General features: G+C 40.7%; 23 protein-coding genes. All 23 read left to right on the top strand.

From position 1 onward, the window contains the following. The first annotated feature begins 146 nt into the window (after window positions 1-146). The 23 genes from rimP to NSQ84_RS10075 all read left to right on the top strand — a co-directional run bounded on the left by rimP (window position 147) and on the right by NSQ84_RS10075 (window position 22,946). Window positions 147-623, top strand: coding sequence for a ribosome maturation factor RimP (rimP, locus tag NSQ84_RS10185; protein WP_063386700.1), 477 nt, complete (start codon window positions 147-149; stop codon window positions 621-623). 23 nt (window positions 624-646) lie between these two features. After that, window positions 647-1,768, top strand: coding sequence for a transcription termination factor NusA (nusA, locus tag NSQ84_RS10180; RefSeq protein ID WP_063386701.1), 1,122 nt, complete (start codon window positions 647-649; stop codon window positions 1,766-1,768). A 12-nt stretch (window positions 1,769-1,780) separates the two neighbouring features. Continuing rightward, entirely contained in the window at window positions 1,781-2,065 is a 285-nt protein-coding gene (locus NSQ84_RS10175) for a YlxR family protein (RefSeq protein WP_063386702.1), read from the top strand. Further along, entirely contained in the window at window positions 2,062-2,361 is a 300-nt protein-coding gene (locus tag NSQ84_RS10170) for a YlxQ family RNA-binding protein (protein ID WP_063386703.1), read from the top strand. The genes NSQ84_RS10175 and NSQ84_RS10170 overlap by 4 nt, the downstream gene beginning before the upstream one ends. Window positions 2,362-2,380: 19 nt before the next feature. Continuing rightward, window positions 2,381-4,543, top strand: a complete 2,163-nt coding sequence (gene infB / locus NSQ84_RS10165) for a translation initiation factor IF-2 (RefSeq protein WP_327873768.1) — start codon at window positions 2,381-2,383, stop codon at window positions 4,541-4,543. Beyond that, window positions 4,543-4,821, top strand: coding sequence for a DUF503 family protein (locus NSQ84_RS10160; protein WP_063386705.1), 279 nt, complete (start codon window positions 4,543-4,545; stop codon window positions 4,819-4,821). The genes infB and NSQ84_RS10160 overlap by 1 nt, the downstream gene beginning before the upstream one ends. 16 nt (window positions 4,822-4,837) lie before the next feature. Then, window positions 4,838-5,197 (top strand): 30S ribosome-binding factor RbfA, encoded by a 360-nt coding sequence (rbfA, locus tag NSQ84_RS10155; protein ID WP_063386706.1) that lies wholly within the window; start codon window positions 4,838-4,840, stop codon window positions 5,195-5,197. Window positions 5,198-5,304: 107 nt separating this feature from the next. Continuing rightward, the gene (gene truB / locus NSQ84_RS10150; protein ID WP_311067349.1) at window positions 5,305-6,186 is read left to right on the top strand and encodes a tRNA pseudouridine(55) synthase TruB; all 882 of its coding nucleotides are present in this window, start codon (window positions 5,305-5,307) and stop codon (window positions 6,184-6,186) included. A 21-nt stretch (window positions 6,187-6,207) separates the two neighbouring features. After that, window positions 6,208-7,188 (top strand): bifunctional riboflavin kinase/FAD synthetase, encoded by a 981-nt coding sequence (gene ribF / locus NSQ84_RS10145; RefSeq protein ID WP_130156272.1) that lies wholly within the window; start codon window positions 6,208-6,210, stop codon window positions 7,186-7,188. 128 nt (window positions 7,189-7,316) lie between these two features. Further along, window positions 7,317-7,586, top strand: a complete 270-nt coding sequence (gene rpsO / locus NSQ84_RS10140) for a 30S ribosomal protein S15 (protein WP_063386709.1) — start codon at window positions 7,317-7,319, stop codon at window positions 7,584-7,586. Between the two features lie 162 nt (window positions 7,587-7,748). Next, a complete protein-coding gene (gene pnp / locus NSQ84_RS10135; protein ID WP_063386710.1) occupies window positions 7,749-9,860 on the top strand; it encodes a polyribonucleotide nucleotidyltransferase in 2,112 nt (703 codons plus the stop codon). Window positions 9,861-9,962: 102 nt separating this feature from the next. Further along, window positions 9,963-10,919, top strand: a complete 957-nt coding sequence (locus NSQ84_RS10130) for a polysaccharide deacetylase family protein (protein ID WP_327873769.1) — start codon at window positions 9,963-9,965, stop codon at window positions 10,917-10,919. Between the two features lie 23 nt (window positions 10,920-10,942). Further along, window positions 10,943-12,199, top strand: coding sequence for a pitrilysin family protein (locus tag NSQ84_RS10125; protein ID WP_066246458.1), 1,257 nt, complete (start codon window positions 10,943-10,945; stop codon window positions 12,197-12,199). A gap of 129 nt (window positions 12,200-12,328) precedes the next feature. After that, entirely contained in the window at window positions 12,329-12,589 is a 261-nt protein-coding gene (locus tag NSQ84_RS10120) for a YlmC/YmxH family sporulation protein (RefSeq protein WP_063386713.1), read from the top strand. Window positions 12,590-12,746: 157 nt separating this feature from the next. Further along, window positions 12,747-13,661 carry a dipicolinic acid synthetase subunit A gene (gene dpaA / locus NSQ84_RS10115; RefSeq protein WP_066246456.1) on the top strand — a complete coding sequence of 305 codons (915 nt, stop codon included), beginning with the start codon at window positions 12,747-12,749 and terminating at the stop codon, window positions 13,659-13,661. Beyond that, the gene (locus NSQ84_RS10110) at window positions 13,645-14,235 is read left to right on the top strand and encodes a dipicolinate synthase subunit B (RefSeq protein WP_063386715.1); all 591 of its coding nucleotides are present in this window, start codon (window positions 13,645-13,647) and stop codon (window positions 14,233-14,235) included. Before dpaA ends, NSQ84_RS10110 begins: the two co-directional genes overlap by 17 nt. A gap of 127 nt (window positions 14,236-14,362) precedes the next feature. After that, window positions 14,363-15,406: an aspartate-semialdehyde dehydrogenase gene (asd, locus tag NSQ84_RS10105; protein WP_063386716.1), complete on the top strand. Its 1,044-nt coding sequence runs from the start codon at window positions 14,363-14,365 to the stop codon at window positions 15,404-15,406. A gap of 66 nt (window positions 15,407-15,472) precedes the next feature. Next, window positions 15,473-16,687 (top strand): aspartate kinase, encoded by a 1,215-nt coding sequence (gene dapG / locus NSQ84_RS10100; RefSeq protein ID WP_063386717.1) that lies wholly within the window; start codon window positions 15,473-15,475, stop codon window positions 16,685-16,687. Window positions 16,688-16,709: 22 nt separating this feature from the next. Then, complete coding sequence (dapA, locus tag NSQ84_RS10095; protein ID WP_117016776.1) at window positions 16,710-17,585, top strand: 4-hydroxy-tetrahydrodipicolinate synthase; 876 nt, start codon at window positions 16,710-16,712, stop codon at window positions 17,583-17,585. Between the two features lie 187 nt (window positions 17,586-17,772). Next, the gene (locus tag NSQ84_RS10090) at window positions 17,773-19,428 is read left to right on the top strand and encodes a ribonuclease J (RefSeq protein WP_063386718.1); all 1,656 of its coding nucleotides are present in this window, start codon (window positions 17,773-17,775) and stop codon (window positions 19,426-19,428) included. 120 nt (window positions 19,429-19,548) lie between these two features. Further along, window positions 19,549-20,283, top strand: a complete 735-nt coding sequence (locus NSQ84_RS10085; protein WP_066246454.1) for a ClpP family protease — start codon at window positions 19,549-19,551, stop codon at window positions 20,281-20,283. Next, window positions 20,280-20,498: a YlzJ-like family protein gene (locus tag NSQ84_RS10080; RefSeq protein ID WP_066246452.1), complete on the top strand. Its 219-nt coding sequence runs from the start codon at window positions 20,280-20,282 to the stop codon at window positions 20,496-20,498. The genes NSQ84_RS10085 and NSQ84_RS10080 overlap by 4 nt, the downstream gene beginning before the upstream one ends. A 135-nt stretch (window positions 20,499-20,633) precedes the next feature. Continuing rightward, a complete protein-coding gene (locus NSQ84_RS10075) occupies window positions 20,634-22,946 on the top strand; it encodes a DNA translocase FtsK (RefSeq protein ID WP_066246451.1) in 2,313 nt (770 codons plus the stop codon). The last annotated feature ends 20 nt before the right edge of the window (window positions 22,947-22,966 follow it).

Here is a 22,966-nt window from a genome sequence, read left to right as displayed (position 1 = left end):
AGGTTATGTTATATTCATTTATGGAAATGCTAAAAAAAGCCTAACGAAAGAGTGGGGAAAAAACCCACTCTTTCCTATTGGAACTAGTTTTTTATGACGATTAAATAGATGTCCCTTTCTGAAACGCTGAAATTAAGGAGGAAAATATGAGCCAATCTATAACAGATCTCGTCAAAGAACTAGCATCGCCAATTCTTGAAAATTTGCAGCTGGAACTAGTAGATATTGAATATGTAAAAGAGGGGAAAAATTGGTATTTACGGCTTTTTATTGATTCTGAAGATGGTGTCGATATTGAAGAGTGTGGTATGGTAAGCGAACGTCTGAGCGAAAAGCTGGATGAAATCGATCCGATTCCTCACAACTATTTCTTGGAGGTATCTTCTCCAGGCGCTGAACGCCCTTTAAAAACAAAGGCCGATTTTGAAAAGGCTGTCGGGAAAAATGTCGCACTCAAAACTTACGAGCCGATCAACGGGGAAAAACATTTTGAAGGGGTTTTAACGGATTTTGACGGCGAGATTGCCACACTCGAAATAAGAGTGAAAACAAAAACTAAACAAGTGGAAATTCCTTGGGGAAAAATTGCAAAAGCTAGACTTGCCGTTTCATTTAATATTTAAGTGATGAGGAGGAACATCATTTTATGAACAGCCAACTTTTAGATGCCTTGACAGTATTAGAAAAAGAAAAAGGCATTAGTAAAGATGTCATTATAGATGCGATTGAAGCTGCCCTCATTTCTGCATACAAACGCAACTTTAACCAAGCGCAAAACGTGCGTGTCGATATTAATCGCGAAACAGGTACGATGCAGGTGTTTGCGAGAAAAGAAGTGGTGGAAGAAGTAACGGATCCCCGTTTGGAAATTTCCATCCATGATGCGATGAACATCAATCCCCAATATGAAATCGGCGATGTCGTTGAAATTGAAGTGACACCGAAAGAATTTGGACGAATAGCAGCACAAACTGCGAAACAAGTCGTTACGCAGCGAGTTCGTGAAGCCGAAAGAGGAGTCATTTATTCGGAATTTATTGATCGTGAAGAAGATATCATGACCGGAATCGTCCAAAGAACTGATCCCAAATATATATACGTAAGTCTAGGGAAAATAGAGGCTCTCCTCCCACAATCGGAACAGATGCCGAATGAAAAATACGAACCTCATGACCGAATTAAAGTATTCATTACAAAAGTAGAAAAAACAACAAAAGGACCACAAATTTTTGTTTCCAGAACACACCCGGGGCTGTTGAAGCGTTTATTCGAATTGGAAGTTCCGGAAATATATGACGGGACAGTGGAAATTAAATCAGTCGCCCGGGAGGCAGGTGACAGATCAAAGATTTCGGTTCATTCCGACAATCCGGAAGTTGACCCGGTTGGATCATGCGTTGGACCAAAAGGCCAGCGTGTTCAAGCAATTGTAAACGAGTTGAATGGCGAAAAAATTGATATCGTTCGCTGGTCTAAAAATCCTGTTGAATTTGTTGCAAATGCTTTAAGTCCTTCAAAAGTTTTGGACGTTATTGTCGATGAAGAGGAAAAAGCTACAACCGTCATCGTTCCTGATTATCAATTATCTCTTGCGATTGGCAAAAGAGGGCAAAACGCGCGCCTCGCTGCCAAATTAACCGGATGGAAAATTGATATTAAAAGCGAATCGGAAGCGAGAGAGCTGAACATCTATCCTCGCGAAGAGCATGATAGTTTATTCCAATTTGACAATACGGATGATGAACACGGAGAAGAACAAGACGAATAGAGGTGGTTACCAGTGGCAAAGCAAAAGAAAATTCCGATGAGAAAATGTGTGGCGACTGGCGAAATGAGACCCAAAAAGGAGCTTGTTCGAATCGTTCGTTCGAAAGAAGGAGAAGTTTCGGTTGATTTAACAGGAAAGAAAAATGGACGCGGTGCTTATATCACTCTTGATAAAGACTGCATTTTAAAGGCGAAAAAGAAAAATGTGCTATCCGTCCATTTAGATGCGCCTGTTCCGGAATCTATATATGATGAATTAATTCAGCTAGCTGAGAAGGAGAAACCTTCATTGCCATGAATGGACAATGGAAATCTTTATTAGGCCTTGCCTATCGGGCAAGAAAAGTGATTTCAGGAGAAGAACTTGTTTTGAAAGAGGTTCGAAATAAGCGTGCAAAACTCGTTTTATTGGCAGACGATGCTTCTTCTAACACGAAGAAAAAAATTACGGATAAATGTTCGTTTTATAAAGTTCCGCTCGTGATTGCCCCAAACCGATACGAACTTGGGCAATCGATCGGTAAGGAAGAAAGAGTAGTTGTTGCCGTGACGGAAGAAGGTTTTGCCAAGAAGTTGAAGCTTCTACTTGAATAACTACTTTGGGGGTGAACGTATGGGTAAAATGCGAGTATATGAATATGCAAAACAACAAAATATAACGAGCAAAGAAGTAATCCATACATTAAAAGAAATGAATATAAATGTTGCAAACCACATGTCAATGATCGACAGCAATACAATTGAAAAACTCAATGGACGATATCAAAAGGAACAACCTAAGAAAAACGTTCAAAAAGATCATCAACCAAAACAAATGGCAGAAAAGCATGCAGCATATGATGACATTCCATTTGATGACGATGAGGATATCGTATTGAACAAGAAAAAATCAGGCAAAAAACCTTCTCCAAAACGCGAGGAACGCAAACAAAACGTTCCGATTCAACAAACGAAACATAAAAACAAAAAAAATGGAAAGAAAAACAAAAAAGCGGTTCAAAATGAAGCTCCAAGCAAAAAAGAATTGCCGTCCAAAATTACGTATCAAGGCTCTTTAACAGTCGCTGAGCTTGCCAACAAACTCCATAAAGAACCGTCAGAGATCATTAAGAAGCTCATGATGCTCGGCGTCATGGCAACAATCAACCAAGAGCTGGAGAAGGACATTATCGAACTGATCGCTTCTGAATACGGCGTTGAAGTGGAAGAAGAAATTGTTTTCGATGAAACAGAATTTGAAAAGTATGAAATCGAAGACAAGGAAGAAGATCTTGTCAGCCGTCCTCCTGTTGTGACAATTATGGGGCATGTTGACCATGGGAAAACGACTCTTTTAGATTCCATTCGAAAAACAAAAGTGGCTGAAGGCGAAGCTGGAGGCATTACGCAGCATATCGGCGCTTACCAGGTTGAAGTGGAAGGGAAAAAGATCACATTTTTAGATACACCTGGCCATGCAGCGTTTACAACAATGAGAGCCCGCGGTGCTCAATTAACAGATATTACTGTTTTAGTCGTTGCTGCAGATGATGGTGTTATGCCGCAGACAGTTGAGGCAATTAACCATGCAAAAGCTGCGAATGTGCCGATTATTGTAGCGGTCAACAAAATGGATAAGCCGACGGCAAATCCTGACCGTGTGATGCAGGAATTAACGGAACATGGCCTTGTACCGGAAGATTGGGGCGGCGACACGATATTTGTGCCAATTTCGGCATTAAAAGGTGACGGAATTCCTGAACTATTGGAAATGATCTTGCTCGTTGCGGAAATGGAAGAGTTAAAAGCGAATCCGAATCGTCTTGCAACCGGTACGGTTGTTGAAGCAAAGCTTGATAAAGGCAGAGGTTCAGTTGCAACATTGCTTGTTCAAAACGGAACGCTTCGTGTCGGTGATCCAATTGTTGTCGGAAACACATATGGACGGGTGCGTGCGATGGTGAATGATGTCGGAAAACGTGTAAAAGAAGCTTTACCGTCCACTCCGGTTGAAATCACCGGTCTTCATGAAGTTCCATTAGCCGGCGACAGATTTATGGTATTTGAAGATGAGAAAAAAGCGCGTCAAATCGGTGAAGCCCGTGCGAAAAAACAGCTGGAAGAGCAGCGCAGCGAAAAGACAAAGCTAAGCCTTGATGATTTATTTGAACAAATTAAGCAAAATGATATAAAAGAAATTAATTTAATCGTCAAAGCAGATGTGCAAGGTTCCGTTGAAGCTCTTTCATCAGCTCTTCAAAAAATCGATGTTGAAGGAGTAAAAGTAAAAATTATTCACACCGGTGTCGGTGCCATTACGGAATATGACATCATGCTTGCCTCTGCTTCCAACGCTATTGTGATCGGCTTTAATGTTCGCCCGGATGTGAATGCGAAGAGAACAGCGGAAGCGGAAAACGTCGACATTCGCCTTCACCGCATCATTTATAAAGTGATCGAAGAAATCGAAGCGGCTATGAAAGGTATGCTTGATCCTGAATACGAAGAAAAAGTGATCGGTACCCTTGAAGTGCGGCAAACATTCAAAGTTTCTAAAATCGGTACAATTGCCGGCTGCTACGTCACAGATGGTTCTGTTACACGCGACAGCGGCGTTCGCTTAATTCGGGACGGAGTCGTGATTTTTGAAGGTGAAATTGACACTTTAAAACGTTTTAAAGATGATGTAAAAGAAGTTGCTCAAGGATATGAGTGCGGACTTACGATTAAAAACTTTAACGATATTAAAGAAGGCGACACGATTGAAGCGTTCATCATGGAGGAAGTTAAAAAATAATGCTCGGAATGGTATCATGTGAATGCATGATTTTTGAAGCTTCTTCTTTAAAAGAAAAACGTGCAGTAGTGCAACGAATTATAAAAAGACTGCAAAACAAATTTAATGTCAGTGTTGCAGAAATCGGCTTTCAGGATGCATGGCAGCGGACCGAAATCGGCATTGCCTGCCTTGCATCGAGCCGCGCCATCGCGGAAAAAGAACTGAACCAGGCATTGAAGTTGATCGATTCTTTTCCTGAAATTGAACGAACCATTACAACATTTGACTGGTTTTAGCAAATGAGGTGATGAAATGAGCCTAAGAGCAAACAGAGTAGCTGAACAGATGAAAAAAGAGCTAAGCGATATTATTGGCAGAAAAATTAAAGACCCGAGAATTGGATTTGTAACTGTAACGGACGTTCGCTTAACAGGGGATTTGCAAATCGCTAAAGTATATATTTCTGTATTGGGAAATGAGGAACAGAAGGAAAACACGATGAAGGCGCTGGCGAAAGCCAAAGGATTTATCCGCTCTGAAATCGGGTCGCGGATTCGGCTGCGGAAAACTCCGGAAATTCATTTTGAATTTGACGAGACAATTGATTATGGCAATCGAATCGAATCATTAATCCATGAATTGAAAAAAGAAGAAAGAGATCATGAAAGCTGAGGCATCCCGTTTCACAATTGTGTAACGGGTTCTTTTTTCATGATTGCAGCTGGCAAAAGGAAGGTGTGACTGTGGACGGCGTTCTTCTCTTACATAAACCTAGAGGAATGACTTCAAATGATTGTGTCCAAAAAGTGCGCAAATTGTTTCGAACGAAAAAAGCGGGGCATACTGGTACATTAGATCCGGATGTCTCAGGCGTGCTCCCTATTTGCATCGGCAAGGCAACAAAAATTTCGTCATATTTAATGGCTGAGAATAAGGAATACATCGCTGAAGTAACATTAGGAGCTGCCACTGAAACAGAGGATGCTTCTGGAAGCATTATTGCTGAAAAAGAAGTAAAGCTCCCGCCATCAAAAGAGGAAATTGAACGAGTGCTGGAAAGCTTTCGCGGAGAAATTGAACAAATTCCGCCAATGTATTCTGCTGTAAAAGTGAATGGAAAAAAATTATACGAATACGCGCGTGAAGGGAAAGTAGTCGAAAGGCCGAAAAGAAGGGTTGTCATTCATGCCATACACCTTTTAAGCGATATAAAACAACATGACAAAACGGCTTCCTTTTCCATTCAAGTCTCTTGCTCAAAAGGGACATATATTCGAACTCTCGCGGTCATGATCGGAGAAAAATTAGGGTATCCTGCTCACATGTCTGAATTGGTGCGAATAAGATCCGGCCGTTTTCATTTACATGACTGCGTCACGTTTTCAGCGGTCGAGCAATGTTTAAAAACGGGAGATTTGCCAAACGGTTTTCTTACCATAGAGGAAGCATTAAATCAATTGCCGAAAATTAAAATAAATGATACATTAGCAAAGAAAGTAAAAAACGGAGCGATGTTGGAAATGAACGAGGATTTCCAGCATATTGGACAAAATGATGTTGTAGCAATATGGAATAATCGAGAAATTATTGCCATATATAAAAAGCATTCAGAAAAAAACAATGTGCTTAAACCCGTCAAGGTGTTAAAAACGAATGAATAGGTAAGAAAAGGGGAACTTTCGGTGAAAATGATAAAAATAACACATCCACACCATTTGGCAAAACAAAATGTGCCGAAATCGGTAATGGCGCTCGGATTTTTTGATGGAGTCCATAAAGGGCATCAAAAAGTCATTCAAACAGCTAAACAGAAGGCTGAAGAATTAAATGTTGAATGTGCGGTGATGACATTTGATCCGCACCCATCCATCGTCTTAAAAAAAAATATTCAACAAATAGAATATATTACTCCTTTACAAGAGAAACTGAAGTTTATTGAAGATCTTGGAATTGATCGATTGTATTTAGTCGAATTTACAGAAAGCTTTAGCTTGCTTCAGCCTCAACAATTTGTCGATCAATATATTATCGGATTAAATGCCATTCACGTTGTGGCCGGTTTTGATTTTACATTCGGCCGGTTTGGAAAAGGAACAATGGAAACTTTGCCTTTCTATTCAAGAGGAGCCTTTACGCATACGACGGTTGAAAAGCTGACAGACGGTGAAAGAAAAATCAGCTCTTCCCTCGTTCGAAACGCGATTAAAAATGGTGATGTTTCTTATGCATGCTCTCTTCTAGGGCGGCCTCATCAAGTATCCGGAAAGGTAATCCATGGAGAAAAGCGAGGGCGGACAATCGGCTTTCCAACCGCAAATATTGAACTAAGCGAATCCTACATTACTCCTCCGACAGGGGTATATGCGGTCAAAATCAGCATGAATGGGAAGGAATATGCGGGCATATGCAATATCGGTTATAAGCCGACATTTCATGAAAAAAGACCGGACAAGCCGAGCATAGAAGTTCATATTTTTGATTTTCATGAAGAAATTTATGATATAGATGTGACCGTAAAATGGTTCAAACGAATACGAAGTGAACAAAAGTTTTCTGGTGTGGAAGAATTAATTGCCCAAATCAAACGGGATATCAAGGAAGCAAAAGATTTTTTTCAGCGGCTGACAGAATCGGATAAAATCACGGCTGAAAAAAATTTTTAATGGAACCTCCTTGCTTTTTCTTGGGAAAAATAGTATTCTTATTCTTGTAACTTTTAACCGCTGCGTGGCAACGCGAGTCACCGACGCTTGCTAGGTAGCCGGGGATTATATTTAGGAGGTGGACAAGGATGGCTTTAACGCAAGAACGGAAAAATGAAGTGATTGAGCAATTTAAAACACATGAATCAGATACTGGTTCTCCTGAAGTGCAAATTGCTATCCTAACTGAAAAAATCAACATTTTAAATGAGCATTTGCGCGTTCACAAAAAAGACCACCATTCACGCAGAGGTCTTTTGAAAATGGTTGGGAAACGCCGTAATTTGTTGACGTATTTGCGCAATAAAGATGTTGCACGGTACCGTCAACTCATCAATAAACTCGGTTTGCGTCGTTAAGTTGTATGGAAGCGGGAGATTTCCCGCTTTTTTACTGTATTCAAAAAAGTTTATAACAGATTACATAAAAACGATATAGATTGAAAAGTTTAAAAATAACATTTTTGTACAATTTATGTGCGAAGATAGACTTTGTCAATGAAAGAGGGGTTCAAAACAAGTATGGATCAAGAGAAACATGTTTTTTCCATAGATTGGTCCGGACGTAAGCTGACTGTTGAAATCGGCCAGCTGGCGAAGCAAGCGAACGGCGCCGTTTTAGTCCGCTATGGAGATACGGTCGTTTTATGTACGGCAACCGCTTCGAAGGAAGCAAAAGGAGTGGATTTCTTTCCCCTAACGGTCAATTATGAAGAAAGGCTTTATGCTGTCGGTAAAATCCCGGGAGGGTTTATTAAACGAGAGGGTAGACCGAGTGAAAAAGCTATTTTAGCGAGCCGTTTAATCGATAGACCGATTCGCCCGCTGTTTCCAGAAGGGTTTCGCAATGAGGTTCAAGTAGTCAGCATGGTGATGAGCGTCGACCAAGATTGTTCTTCCGAAATGGCGGCTATGTTTGGATCTTCGCTCGCGCTGTCAATATCGGACATTCCGTTTGAAGGTCCGATTGCCGGAGTCACGGTCGGCCGCCTTGATGACCAGTTTATCATTAATCCAACTGTCGAACAGCTTGAGAAAAGCGATATCCATTTAATCGTAGCCGGCACGAAAGATGCCATCAACATGGTGGAAGCAGGAGCCAATGAAGTGCCTGAAGAAACGATTTTAGAAGCAATCATGTTTGGCCATGAAGAAATCAAACGTTTGATTGCATTCCAAGAAGAGATTGTAGAAAAAATCGGAAAAGAAAAAATGGAAGTCGAATTATATAAAATCGATGAGGAGCTTGAAAAAAGAGTTCGTGAAATGGCTCTTGCCGACTTATTGCAAGCCATCCAAGTGCCTGAAAAACACGCCCGCGAAGATGCTATTAATGAAGTGAAAGAGAAGACTGTCGCAATATTTGAGGAAGAAGAAGCAGATGAAGAAACGATTAAGCAAGTAAAAGAAATTTTGCACAAGCTCGTGAAAGAGGAAGTGCGCCGTCTCATTACAGAAGAAAAAGTGAGACCTGACGGACGAAAAATTGACGAAATCCGTCCATTATCGTCTTCCGTCGGAATTTTGCCGCGCACGCACGGTTCAGGTCTTTTCACCCGCGGCCAAACACAAGCCCTGTCTATTTGTACGCTCGGAGCTTTAGGAGACGTACAAATACTTGACGGACTCGGCGTAGAAGAATCAAAGCGGTTCATGCATCACTACAACTTCCCGCCATTTAGTGTCGGGGAAACCGGTCCGATGAGGGGGCCTGGCAGACGGGAAATTGGTCATGGAGCGTTGGGAGAAAGAGCGCTTGAGCCAGTCATACCTTCCGAGCGCGATTTTCCGTACACAATTCGTCTCGTTTCAGAAGTGCTTGAATCAAATGGTTCAACTTCACAAGCGAGCATTTGTGCAAGCACCTTAGCGATGATGGATGCCGGCGTGCCGATTAAGTCGCCTGTTGCTGGAATTGCAATGGGACTTGTAAAATCTGGTGACAACTATACGGTTTTAACAGATATTCAAGGCATGGAAGATGCGCTTGGTGATATGGACTTTAAAGTCGCTGGTACAGAAAAAGGCGTCACCGCGCTGCAAATGGACATTAAAATTAAAGGCTTGTCCCGTGAAATTTTAGAAGAAGCGTTAAAACAAGCTCGCAAAGGCCGCCTTGAAATTTTGAAATCAATGCTGGCGACAATCTCTGAACCGAGAAAACAATTATCGCCATATGCTCCAAAAATTTTAACCATGGTCATCAATCCGGATAAAATTCGTGACGTGATTGGACCTAGCGGAAAACAAATTAACAAAATCATTGAAGAAACAGGAGTAAAAATCGATATTGAACAAGATGGCACAATCTACATTTCTTCCGTAGACGAAGGAATGAATAAAAAAGCGAAGAAAATTATTGAAGATATTGTAAGAGAAATTGAAGTCGGACAAATGTATTTAGGAAAAGTTAAACGGATCGAGAAATTCGGCGCATTCGTGGAACTGTTTAACGGAAAAGATGGTCTTGTCCACATTTCTGAGCTTGCAGAAGAGCGGGTAGGAAAAGTGGAGGATGTTGTGTCAGTCGGTGATGAAATTTTAGTCAAAGTGATGGAAATCGATAAACAAGGTCGTGTCAATTTATCAAGAAAGGCCGTTTTAAGGGACCAAAAAGAGCAGCAAAAGTCTTGACCGGAGCCAGGGAAAACCCGGCTTCTTTTCCATTTTTGCGGTTGGCAGTTCTATCTTGTCCCCTTTTTTCATAGTTTTATAAGTGAAAAAGGGGATGTTGCGATGAAGCGAAAAAAAGGGAAAATAGCCATTTTTATATTGATCATACTTTTTTCTTATGTCATATTGGATAATCGTTATACATTGATCTTTCTTCAGCAATTAAAAGCAAAGCATGAATTGGCTGTATCTGGCGGAGATTCATTGTATCAAGAAATCGTTGCCAAAGCAAAAGAGTATGAAATTCCTCCGGAAAATGCTGAAATACATAGAGTTTGGAAAAAAACGCCCGGTTATAATGGGCGATCAGTCGACATTGACGCATCGTATAAGAGAATGAAGAAAAAGGGTTCTTTTGATCCGAAGCTTCTTGTATTCAAGCAAATTCCGCCTTCTGTTCATTTAAGTGATTTGCCGAACGAAGTGATCTACCGTGGACATCCGGATAAGCCAATGGTATCCTTTTTAATAAATGTTGCATGGGGAAATGAGTATCTTCCAAAAATGTTGGCCGTGCTAAAAAAGCACCATGTCAAAGCGACGTTTTTTTTAGAAGGAAGATGGGTAAAAGAAAATCCTGAACTGGCTAAAATGATTGTAGAAAGCGGCCATGAAATTGGAAATCATTCATACTCGCATCCAGATATGGCCCGCCTGCCGTCTGCAAGAATTAGACAAGAGATGGAAGAGACGAACAAAATCATCAAAGCGACGACAGGAAAAAACGTGAAATGGTTTGCGCCTCCAAGCGGCAGCTTTCGCAAGGAGGTCGTAGATATAGCGGCAGATATGAACATGGAAACGATCATGTGGTCTGTTGACACGATTGATTGGCAAAAGCCGCGGCCTGAAACGTTAATCAATCGAGTGATGTCAAAAATTCATAACGGCGCCATGATCTTAATGCATCCGACGTCATCGACCGCAGAGAGTCTAGATTCATTAATTAAAAAGATTAAAGAAAAAAATCTTTCCATCGGTTCACTTTCTAGTCTGCTGGATGAAAAACGTCTTGACTGATTGGAAGAACAGGGGGTTACAATTTGATCAAGAAATATACATGCCAAAATGGTGTTAGAATCATTTTAGAATCCATTCCGACTGTTCGCTCCGTTGCTATCGGAGTTTGGATTGGCACAGGTTCTAGAAACGAGACGAAAGAAACAAACGGCATTTCTCATTTTTTAGAGCATATGTTTTTTAAAGGAACAGAAAAAAGAACAGCTAGAGAAATTGCAGAAGCTTTTGACAAAATTGGCGGTCAGGTGAATGCCTTCACCTCAAAAGAATACACCTGCTATTATGCAAAAGTGCTCGATGAGCATGCAAATTATGCACTTGAAGTGCTGGCTGATATGTTTTTTAACTCAGTATTTGAAGAAGAAGAATTAAACAAAGAACGAAATGTTGTTTTAGAAGAGATCAAAATGTATGAAGATACTCCAGACGATATTGTGCACGATTTGTTAAGTCAGGCTGCGTTTGGCGATCATCCGCTTGGCTATCCGATTTTAGGCACAGAAAAAACTTTATCTAGTTTTACCGGCGATGCGTTGAAAAGCTATATGGAAAAATACTATACTCCTGACAATATCGTTATTTCAGTAGCTGGAAACGTTCAAGAAAGCTTTATTCAAGAGGTTGAGAAATGGTTCGGCAATTTTAAGTCGTCTCATAAAAAAGAAAAATATAAGGAACCGGTTTTTTTGGACCAAAAAATCGCCAAGAAAAAAGAGACGGAGCAAGCGCATCTCTGCATTGGGTTTAAAGGGTTGAGAGTCGGTCATGACGACATTTACAGCTTAATTGTGTTAAACAATATTTTGGGCGGGAGCATGTCAAGCCGCTTATTCCAAGAGGTGAGGGAAGAAAAAGGGCTTGCTTATTCTATTTTCTCTTACCACACTTCATATGAAGACAGTGGAGTGCTCACAATATATGGTGGGACTGGAAGAAACCAGCTGAATATTTTATTTGAAACGATTTTTCAAACAATTGAAAAATTGAAAAAAAGCGGTATTACTGAAAAAGAATTAATGCATTCAAAAGAACAAATTAAAGGGAATTTAATGCTTAGTCTTGAAAGTACAAATGCAAGAATGAGCAGAAACGGCAAAAATGAGCTGCTCTTAGGCAAACATCGATCTTTGGATGAAATTATCGAAACGGTTAACCGTGTTGATATCATGAGCGTCAATGAACTTATTCAACATATTTTTACAGATGAATATGCTGTATCTTTAATTAGTCCGGAAGAGAATCTTTCTTCTGCAATTCCAGAATTAAAATGCCTGCTATGATGGATTGGCGGGCATTTTTTATTTGTCAAAAACGTATACATGTATGGAAAGCTATGTTCATCAGTTTCGAATCAATCTCTGCCTGTGAATATGTTCGTATATTTAAAATGAAAGAGGGGAGCCAATACTATGCGTTTATCCGAGTTAAGCGGAAAAGAAATCGTCGATGTAAAACGAGCGGAACGTCTAGGCGTGCTCGGTCAAACAGACTTTGAAATCAATGCGGAAACTGGACAAATCACGGCGCTTATTATTCCTTCTTTAAAGTGGTTCGGTTTAAGGAAACAAGGACATGATATTCGAGTACCGTGGGAGCATATCAAAAAAATTGGTCAAGATATGATCATTATTGACGTACCGGAAAATTCCTTAAATAAAATTGATGACTAATGAAGATCCGCCGGCTAAAGAAGCCGGCTTTATTTTTTTGGCAATTTTTCGATGCGATTCACCTATCGGCTGCCGCCTACATAATATGCTTAAAACAGGGAGCTAATTATGGTTTTCGAAACTGAACTGAATTGCCATAAAGAAGGTGAAAAAAAGGATGTTAACTGGCTTAAACGTTGCTGTAATTGGCGGTGACGCCCGGCAGCTAGAGGTGATCCGAAGGCTATCAGAACACGATGCCAATCTATTTTTAATCGGATTTGATCAGCTTGAACATGGGTATACAGGATCAGTGAAAATAAACAGCCATAATATTAGTCTGGAAGGAATGGATGCAGTAATATTGCCTGTTTCAGGAACCGGAAGCGAAGGACAGGTCGAAGCAGTTTTTTCCGCTGAAGAAATCGTACTGACAAGAGAAATGGTGGCCTCCACTCCTGAGCATTGCATCTTTTATTCTGGGATACGCACAAAATATTTAGAAGAGTTAATGGAAAAAGAAAAACGAAAGCTTGTACCGATACTGGACCGTGATGATGTAGCGATATATAATTCCATTCCGACAGTAGAAGGGACCATAATGCTCGTTATTCAACATACTGATTTTACCATTCATGGTTCCAACATTGCCGTTATCGGATTTGGACGGACAGGAATGAGTGTTGCCCGCACTTTTGCAGCATTAGGAGCTAATGTGAAGGTAGGCGCTCGCAAACAGAAAGATTTGGCCAGGATCACGGAAATGGGAATGAAGCCGTTTCATTTGAGTGAACTGAAGGACGAATTGTCGTCGATCGATATTTGCATAAATACAGTTCCAGCGTTGGTGTTGTCTTCTAATGTTTTGGCAGCTATGCCTGTCCACGCTCTTATTATCGATTTAGCATCAAAGCCGGGAGGAACCGATTTCCACTATGCTGAAAAAAGAGGTATGAAAGCCATTTTAGCACCTGGTCTTCCAGGAATTGTCGCACCGAGGACAGCGGGCCAAATTTTGGCGAATGCGTTGACAATCCTTTTAACTGAACAGCATCAGCTTGAAAGGAGTATGGATAATGGAAGTGAAAGGTAAACGGATCGGATTTGGTTTAACAGGCTCTCATTGTACTTATGATGCGGTATTTCCGCAAATTCAAAAGCTCGTTGAAAAAGGAGCAAACGTTTTGCCAATTGTCACCTCGACCGTAAAGACGACAACAACTAGATTCGGGGAAGGAGAAGAATGGGTCAAAAGAATTGAAGAAGCGACTGGAAATCAAGTAATTGATTCGATCGTGGATGCCGAGCCTTTAGGTCCGAAAATTCCTCTTGATTGCATGGTCATTGCGCCGATGACCGGCAATTCGATGAGCAAACTGGCGAATGCCTTGACGGACTCTCCTGTATTGATGGCTGCAAAAGCGACTATGAGAAACCATCGCCCCGTTGTACTAGCCATTTCTACAAACGATGCTCTCGGGTTAAATGGCGTAAATTTAATGAAGCTAATGGCGGCAAAAAATATTTTCTTTGTTCCGTTCGGCCAAGATGCACCCCACCAAAAACCGAATTCAATGGTGGCGAATATGGATCGGTTAGTGGAAACAGTTGAACATGCGCTTGAACATAGACAGCTTCAGCCGGTTATTATTGAACATAAAAAATAATCAAACAAATAAAACGCTTTCATGAAAAATCGCTCATCACTTTTTTTGGCTACTGTGATACAATTAAACGTAATACGAATACATGATTATTCGACTCTGATGCATTTTGGAAGGAGATAGATAGAAAATGGCTCAAAAAGGTTTTCATGTAGCAGTTGTCGGAGCAACTGGAGCAGTAGGAACACGAATGATCGAAACATTGGAAAAAAGAAACTTTCCTGTGGAAACTTTAACGCTGTTATCATCCGAACGATCTGCAGGAAAGACAGCTACATTTAAAGGAAAACCAATCACAGTACAAAAAGCGGAACCGGAAAGCTTTGAAGGGGTTGATATCGCTCTTTTCAGCGCTGGAGGAAGCGTGTCGAAGCAGCTTGCACCGGAAGCAGCCAAAAGAGGCGCGGTCGTGATCGACAATACGAGCGCATTTAGAATGGATGAAAACGTTCCTCTCGTAGTACCGGAAGTGAACGAAGAGGATATAAAATGGCATAACGGTATTATTGCCAACCCGAATTGTTCGACGATCCAAATGGTTGTTGCATTGCAGCCGATCCGTAAAGCGTTCGGGCTGAAAAAAGTCATTGTTTCCACTTATCAAGCAGTATCAGGTGCGGGGGCACAAGCGATCCAGGAATTGAAAGAACAGTCTAAAGCGATTTTAGAAGGAAAGCCGTTTGTACCTGAAATTTTACCTGTTAAAAGTGACGAAAAACATTATCAAATTGCGTTTAATGCAATTCCGCAAATTGATAAGTTCCAGGAAAATGGATTTACATTTGAAGAAATGAAAATGATCAATGAAACAAAAAAAATTATGCATATGAAGGATCTGGAAGTTGCAGCGACCTGCGTCCGCTTGCCGGTCGTCATCGGGCATTCAGAATCAGTCTACATTGAAATCGACAGGGACGATGTTACTGTAAATGATATTCGCAATGTATTAAGAGATGCGCCTGGCGTTACGCTTGAAGATGATCCGGCAAATCAAATTTATCCAATGCCTGCTTTTGCAGAAGGCAAATACGATACATTTGTAGGCCGAATTCGCAAAGATTTAGATCGGCCAAACGGCTTCCACCTTTGGGTTGTATCCGACAATTTATTAAAAGGGGCAGCGTTAAACTCTGTACAAATTGCCGAAAGTTTAATTAAACTGAAATTAGTATAAGGTGAAAAGAAGAGAGTTGAAGCCATCAGCTCTCTTCTGTTTAGTTATTTTATAGAGGTGAACATCATGAGCATTGTTGTTCAAAAGTTTGGAGGAACGTCTGTCCGTGATGAACAAGGCAGAAGACATGCGTACGAACATATAAAGGAAGCCTTGTCTGAGAAAAAAAAAGTGGTCGTCGTCGTATCAGCGATGGGGAGAAAAGGAGATCCGTACGCAACAGATACGCTGATCAGCCTTGTGGAAGGCGGGATCGACACCATTTCCAAACGTGAACAGGATATGTTGCTGTCCTGCGGAGAAATCATCTCTTCTGTCGTATTTACTAGCATGCTAAAAGGAAAAGGAATAAAAGCGGCAGCTTTAAGCGGAGCGCAGGCAGGTTTTTTGACGACAAATGAACATACAAATGCTAAAATATTAGAATTGAAATGTGATCGCCTGCTCGGGCTTCTAGAAACAAATGATGTCGTTGTTGTCGCAGGCTTTCAAGGAGCACAAGCAAATGGAGATGTGACGACAATTGGGCGCGGCGGCAGTGACACTTCAGCAACAGCACTTGGAGCAGCTTTAAAAGCAGAATATGTAGACATTTTTACAGATGTGGAAGGAGTTATGACAGCGGATCCTCGTATTGTTAAGGATGCAAAGCCCCTTTCATTTGTGACGTATACGGAAATTTGCAATTTGGCCTATCAAGGAGCAAAGGTGATTCATCCGCGTGCGGTTGAAATCGCTATGCAAGCCAAAATCCCGATTCGCATTCGTTCCACTTATTCTAAATCGAAAGGAACGATTATCACTTCTCACCATCAGGATAAACTAGGTGCGGACATAAAAGAACGTTTAATTACTGGAATTGCTCATGTTTCCGATGTCACGCAAATTAAAGTAGATGCAAAAGAAGGGAATTTCCGTTTTCATCAAGAAATTTTTAAAGCGATGGCTACAAGCGGAATTAGCGTCGATTTCTTTAATATTACCCCTAAGAGTGTCATATATACTGTTCATGGGGATGTAACGGATCTTGCTGTTGGAATTTTGAAAGAGATCGGATATGATCCGATGATCACGCGGCATTGTGCAAAAGTCTCAATTGTAGGAGCAGGCATTCAAGGAGTCCCTGGAGTCGCTTCCAAAATCGTTGCTGCTTTATCGGAGGAAGGGATACAAATTTTGCAATCGGCAGACAGCCATACAACAATTTGGGTGCTTGTGAAGGAAAGTGAAATGATTCAAGCAGTTAATGCACTTCATAAAGCGTTTGATCTTGGAAAATAATCGATAAAGGTGTGAGGAACAAGTGGGTATGTTTGGAAGAATTTCAACTGCAATGGTTACCCCGTTTGACAATAACGGGAATATTGATTTCCAAAAAACAGAAAAATTAGTAGAATATTTAATCCATCATGGAACAGATTCAATTGTTGTGGCTGGAACAACGGGTGAATCTCCAACTTTAACAACGGAAGAAAAGCTCGCTTTATTTAAACATGTCGTTTCTGTTGTCAATAAAAGAGTTCCAGTGATTGCAGGGACAGGTACAAACAATACAAGAGCTTCCATAGAACTGACAAAAAAGGCGGAACAAACCGGCGTCGATGCGATTATGCTTGTCACTCCATACTACAACAAACCGAATCAGGAAGGGATTTATCAGCACTTTAAAGCGATAGCAGAAAGCACGCATCTTCCTGTGATGCTTTACAATGTGCCTGGCAGAACATCGTCCTCGATCGCGCCTGAAACGGTTATTCGTCTATCGGAAATTGACAATATCGTTGCGATTAAAGAAGCTAGCGGAGATCTTGATAATATGGCCAAAATTATCGAGAAAACGCCAGATGATTTTGCTTTATACACTGGGGACGACAGCTTAACGCTGCCGACATTATCAATAGGCGGTGATGGCGTCATATCTGTAGCCTCCCATGTTGTAGGAGATGAAATGCAAGAAATGATTCAAGCCTTTTTGTCAGGTGATGTGAAAAAAGCCGGAAGCCTTCATCGAAGACTTCTCCCATTAATGAAAGAACTGTTTAAGGCGCCAAACCCTGTTCCAGTGAAAGCAGCGCTGCAAATAAAAGGTCTGGATGTTGGTCCGGTGCGCTTGCCGTTAGTTCCGTTAACAACAGATGAGCGAACATCATTAGCCGCTGTGATCCATGAATTAGGCTGATCATCGTGATTAGCCTTTTTTTATTTTAAAAATTCCACTCTGCCCCATTCAAAACAGCTGAGTCTAGCGGCTTAATTTTTCGGATAAGTGTGCCTGATATAAATTAACTTGTATTCCATTTCTTTCATCAGGTATAATATTGCTAAGTGCTTTGGACGGGGATATTTAGGGAGGATCACTAACACTTATGAAAAAAGCTGAAAAAATTCAACTTATTGCTTTAGGAGGGGTTGGGGAAGTCGGAAAAAACCTGTACATCGTCGAAATCGACTCGGATATTTTTATTGTGGATGCCGGCTTGAAATATCCTGAAAACGAGATGCTCGGAATTGATGTGGTGATACCGGATATTACATATTTGCTTGAACGTAAAGATAGGGTTCGGGCCATCTTCTTAACAAATGGCAGATTGGATCGGATCGGTGCGATTTTCTACATTTTAAAACATATCAATGCGCCAGTTTACGGAACGAAATGGACAATTGCCTTGACAAAAGAAAGAATGAAGCAATATTCTGTTACCGCTGATTTTCGCGAAGTGAATATGCGAAAGCCTGTACATTTTCCTCAAGTGACTGTTTCTTTTTTTCGCACATTCTCAAATATTCCTGATTCTATGGGAGTTTGTTTCCATACGTCAATGGGAGCGATCGTGCATACAGGCGATTTTAAATTAGAGCAATCCTCGATCGGAAGTCATTTTCTTGATTTTGGTAAAATGGCGGAAATCGGTAATAGCGGTGTTCTTTGTTTGCTTTCCGACAGTATCAATGCAGAAAGACCCGGCTTTTCTGGTTCCGAAGCTCTTGCCGGAGAAATGATCAACGATGTTATGTATAATTCGCCTGGAAGAGTTGTTGTATCTGTAGCAGAGACGAATATTTACCGAATTCAGCAAATTTTCAATGCCGCAGTTGAGACTGGAAGAAAAATAGCAATTATAGGGAAATCGTTTGCCAAAATTATTGAGCTTGCAAGACAATTACGGTATTTAAAGGCTGACGATGATTTGTTTATTCCGGTGTCGCATTTAAAAAAGCTTGAAAAACAAAACTCTGTTCTACTATGTGCAAGCGATTCATTCGATCCGCTTGCGGAAATTTCAAAAATGGCCAAAGGCATTCACAAGCAACATCATATAACTTCCGATGATACGGTTTTAATTGCTCAGACCCCAACACCCGGACAAGAACTTATTTATTCGAAAACGATTGATTTGCTGTTTCGAGCAGGAGCCAATGTTGTTTCGATTGATAAAAAAGCGTTTTTTTCTGGTCATGGCTGCCAAGAAGAGCTGAAGCTTATGCTACATTTAATGAAACCAAAATACTTTATTCCCGTTCATGGTGAATTTAAAATGCAAATAGCGCATGCTAAAATTGCGCAATCGATCGGAATACGCGAAGAAAACATTTTTTTGCTCGATCAAGGAGATGTGGTTGAATTCACCCCTAAATCTGCCAAAACGGTTACAAAAGTACCTTCTGGAAATGTACTCATTGACGGGCTTGGTGTAGGAGATGTTGGAAATATCGTGCTAAGAGACCGGCGTTTGTTATCTCAGGACGGCATTTTAATTGTTGTTGTTACGTTAAACAAAGAGATGAAAAAAATTGTCGCTGGTCCTGAAATTATATCAAGAGGGTTTGTGTATGTCCGTGAGTCTGAAAGCTTAATTTCCAAAGCTACGAAAATGGTGCATGACACACTGTCGTCTTGTATGGAAGATGTCTCAATGGACTGGTCAACAATGAAACAAAACATTCGCGACGTCTTGAATCAATTTTTATATGAGCAAACGAAGCGCCGCCCGATGATTTTGCCAATTATTATGGAGGTTTAGACAAAAAGCAGGCCGACGAAGCCTGCTTTTTTCTCATTTTTTAAACGGTTTCCTAGCCGTATGAAAAAATGGATTCCGTTCATACTAACATCATAACGGTAAGAAGAAAGGATGATTGGGATGAACGGAAATGCTGATCAACCGACTGTTCAGCCAGTGGAAAAGGGAAGCGAAAATGTAGTTGACAAAATTCAGCAGTTAGGACAAACAAACATTCCGCAAATGGATCAGGAAACAAACATTCATTGTTTGACCATTATCGGTCAAATTGAAGGACATATACAGCTCCCTGCTCAAAATAAAACAACAAAATATGAACATATCATTCCGCAAATTGTGGCGATTGAACAAAATATGAAAATAGAAGGACTGCTCGTCATTTTAAATACTGTCGGCGGCGATGTTGAAGCAGGACTTGCGATCGCTGAAATGCTTGCTTCGCTTACGAAACCGACTGTATCCATCGTTCTTGGCGGCGGACATTCTATCGGTGTGCCCATCGCTGTGTCATGCGATTATTCATTTATTGCGGAAACGGCTACGATGACGATTCACCCGATAAGGTTAACCGGTTTGGTCATTGGTGTTCCGCAAACGTTTGAATATCTTGATAAAATGCAGGAGCGGGTTATTAGTTTTGTAACAAAGCATTCCAATATTACAGAAGATAAATTTAAAGAGCTGATGTTTTCAAAAGGAAATTTAACAAGGGATATTGGAACAAATGTTATCGGTCAAGATGCGGTTAAGTACGGCTTGATCGATGAAATAGGCGGTGTAGGAAGCGCGATGAAAAAATTGAACGAACTTATTTTGGAAAGAAAGAATGGAAAAGGAGGGGACATCCTTCAATGATTTTATACACGACTGTTCCTGAAGAGCTCATTTTTCCATCAGATCAAGAAGCTTTTCAAAAAAGGCACATTATTGAGATGAACGGCATTTCATTATTAATAGAAGAAACGGGAGAAAATCAATGCCAAATCGTCAGAGTGCTTTCAACCAATCCAAACCATTATTTATTGGAATCTGTTTTCCCCGGTCAAAAAGTACCTTTTTTTCGAAGCTAACATTCCTTTTAAAGACAACATCGTTGCTAGCATACCTAAATTCAAGTTTGTATGATATAATATGGACACAAACAGTCGTTCGCAGCCAAATAGTGGCTGCGTTCTTGTTTTACATAATACATAGGTGGGATTAAAGTGGCAAAAGTGAAAAGGAAACGAAAAAAGAGAAAAACGGATTGGCAAAATAAACTAAAATTTGAAATAGCGGGGCTTCTGCTATTATCATTGTCGATAATCGCTTTAAGCGAATTTGGATTTGCTGGCAAAGCGCTTGTCGCCTTTTTTCGGTTCTTCGCTGGAGAATGGTTTATTATCTTTTTGCTAGGATTATTATGGTTTTCCATATATATATTTTGGAAAAAGACATTCCCTCATTTTTTAACGAGAAGATGGCTCGGGATCTATCTTATAGTTGGCTCAATTTTAATTCTCAGCCATATGAAGCTGTTTGAAAATTTGTCAAAGGGAGGAGTTTTTGCTTCTCCAAGCGTTATATTGAATACTTGGGAGATGTATTTAAAGGAATTAAACGGGGAGGCAAGCGCTCAAGATCTTGGAGGAGGAATGCTCGGCGCCGTTTTTTTTGCTGCATCATACTATTTATTTTCTTCAGGGGGCACCCGAATTATTTCCATTGTCTTGATCATAATTGGTTGCATCTTAATTTCCGGAAAATCACTCGGAAACAGCCTCTCCAAAATTGTTGAGTCCATCGGCCGGATTTTCAAAAAACAATTTTTTGCTTTTGTGGATGATATGAAGAACTTATTTTCCTTAGTAAAAAAACAAAAGAAAAAGCAAAAGAAGCATCGCTCCAATAAGGTTCAGGCTGAAGACGATCAAGAACAAGAAGATGAACATTTAGAAGAAAATACATCTGAACCGATTATTTCCAGTTTTACAGACCATCCAGAAATCGTGACAAATGATAAAAAAGAGCCCGAAAATAATTTAAAGCAGGAACAAATTACGCTTGAAGAAAAGGATGAGCCGATCGCCTTTCAGGAGATAGAAAACAAAGATTATAAATTGCCTCCGATTGATTTGCTGTCTCTTCCAAAATACAGCGGTCAGCATGCCGATAAGCGGAATATTTACGATAATGCGAGAAAACTAGAGCGCACTTTCCAAAGCTTTGGAGTGAAGGCAAAGGTTACCCAAGTACATTTAGGGCCTGCTGTAACAAAATATGAAGTGTACCCGGATGTCGGGGTGAAGGTAAGCAAAATTGTCAGTTTAAGCGATGACCTGGCGCTGGCTTTAGCAGCAAAAGATATTCGGATTGAAGCGCCGATTCCGGGAAAGTCTGCAATTGGAATTGAGGTGCCGAATTCAGAAATTGCGATGGTGTCATTGCGCGAGGTGCTGGAATCCAAAATGAACGATCGCCCTGATTCCAAGCTGCTGATCGGTTTAGGACGTGATATAACTGGAGAAGCGGTGCTGGCTGAACTGAACAAAATGCCGCATCTGCTTGTTGCAGGTGCAACAGGCAGCGGAAAAAGCGTCTGCATTAACGGGATTATTACAAGCATTTTGATGAGGGCGAAGCCTCATGAAGTGAAAATGATGATGATCGATCCAAAAATGGTCGAATTAAGTGTTTACAATGGGATTCCGCATCTATTGGCTCCTGTTGTGACAAATCCGAAAAAAGCGTCGCTCGCATTGCAAAAAGTAGTAAATGAAATGGAAAGAAGATACGAGCTGTTTTCACATACTGGAACGCGCAATATTGAAGGTTATAATGAAATGATCAGAAGGCAAAATTCGCTGTCAAAAGAGAAGCAGCCTGAGCTTCCTTTTATTGTCGTCATCGTGGATGAGCTCGCTGATTTAATGATGGTGGCTTCTTCTGATGTAGAAGATTCGATTACACGCTTGTCACAAATGGCCCGTGCTGCTGGCATTCATTTAATTATTGCGACTCAACGTCCGTCTGTTGATGTAATTACAGGAGTCATAAAAGCCAATATTCCATCGAGAATTGCCTTTAGTGTGTCCTCCCAAACCGATTCACGCACTATTTTGGATATGGGGGGAGCTGAGAAGCTGCTCGGAAGAGGAGATATGCTGTTTTTGCCAGTCGGATCATCAAAGCCGATTCGTGTTCAAGGAGCGTTTTTATCAGATGAAGAAGTGGAAAAAGTCGTGAATTACGTCATTTCACAACAAAAGGCGCAATATCAAGAAGAAATGATTCCGAACGAAGATTCCGAGGATCATGGAGATGTTGATGATGAATTATATAATGAAGCGGTTCAACTAGTTGTGGACATGCAAAGTGCAAGTGTATCCATGCTGCAAAGAAGATTTAGAATCGGCTACTCAAGAGCTGCGAGATTAATTGACGCCATGGAAGAGAGAGGAGTAGTTGGACCTTATGAGGGAAGCAAGCCGCGCCAAGTGTTGATTTCTAAAGAAGAGCTGGAGGAACGTTTGTCATAAAAATTTTCGTGTTTTTCATG

The organism is Aeribacillus sp. FSL K6-3256 (genome assembly GCF_037965805.1).
In the GTDB taxonomy this organism is placed as follows: domain Bacteria; phylum Bacillota; class Bacilli; order Bacillales; family Aeribacillaceae; genus Aeribacillus; species Aeribacillus composti.
The sequence above is the reverse complement of the archived record's forward strand: the minus strand, read 5'-3'. Positions and strand labels throughout refer to the sequence as shown.

Bases quoted from the DNA above. Each gene is read 5' to 3' on its own strand.
- rimP (WP_063386700.1), top strand. From the start codon at position 147: ATGAGCCAATCTATAACAGATCTCGTCAAAGAACTAGCATCGCCAATT.
- nusA (WP_063386701.1), top strand. From the start codon at position 647: ATGAACAGCCAACTTTTAGATGCCTTGACAGTATTAGAAAAAGAAAAA.
- NSQ84_RS10170 (WP_063386703.1), top strand. From the start codon at position 2,062: ATGAATGGACAATGGAAATCTTTATTAGGCCTTGCCTATCGGGCAAGA.
- infB (WP_327873768.1), top strand. From the start codon at position 2,381: ATGGGTAAAATGCGAGTATATGAATATGCAAAACAACAAAATATAACG.
- NSQ84_RS10160 (WP_063386705.1), top strand. From the start codon at position 4,543: ATGCTCGGAATGGTATCATGTGAATGCATGATTTTTGAAGCTTCTTCT.
- rbfA (WP_063386706.1), top strand. From the start codon at position 4,838: ATGAGCCTAAGAGCAAACAGAGTAGCTGAACAGATGAAAAAAGAGCTA.
- truB (WP_311067349.1), top strand. From the start codon at position 5,305: ATGACTTCAAATGATTGTGTCCAAAAAGTGCGCAAATTGTTTCGAACG.
- rpsO (WP_063386709.1), top strand. From the start codon at position 7,317: ATGGCTTTAACGCAAGAACGGAAAAATGAAGTGATTGAGCAATTTAAA.
- pnp (WP_063386710.1), top strand. From the start codon at position 7,749: ATGGATCAAGAGAAACATGTTTTTTCCATAGATTGGTCCGGACGTAAG.
- NSQ84_RS10130 (WP_327873769.1), top strand. From the start codon at position 9,963: ATGAAGCGAAAAAAAGGGAAAATAGCCATTTTTATATTGATCATACTT.
- NSQ84_RS10120 (WP_063386713.1), top strand. From the start codon at position 12,329: ATGCGTTTATCCGAGTTAAGCGGAAAAGAAATCGTCGATGTAAAACGA.
- dpaA (WP_066246456.1), top strand. From the start codon at position 12,747: ATGTTAACTGGCTTAAACGTTGCTGTAATTGGCGGTGACGCCCGGCAG.
- NSQ84_RS10110 (WP_063386715.1), top strand. From the start codon at position 13,645: ATGGAAGTGAAAGGTAAACGGATCGGATTTGGTTTAACAGGCTCTCAT.
- asd (WP_063386716.1), top strand. From the start codon at position 14,363: ATGGCTCAAAAAGGTTTTCATGTAGCAGTTGTCGGAGCAACTGGAGCA.
- dapG (WP_063386717.1), top strand. From the start codon at position 15,473: ATGAGCATTGTTGTTCAAAAGTTTGGAGGAACGTCTGTCCGTGATGAA.
- NSQ84_RS10090 (WP_063386718.1), top strand. From the start codon at position 17,773: ATGAAAAAAGCTGAAAAAATTCAACTTATTGCTTTAGGAGGGGTTGGG.
- NSQ84_RS10085 (WP_066246454.1), top strand. From the start codon at position 19,549: ATGAACGGAAATGCTGATCAACCGACTGTTCAGCCAGTGGAAAAGGGA.
- NSQ84_RS10080 (WP_066246452.1), top strand. From the start codon at position 20,280: ATGATTTTATACACGACTGTTCCTGAAGAGCTCATTTTTCCATCAGAT.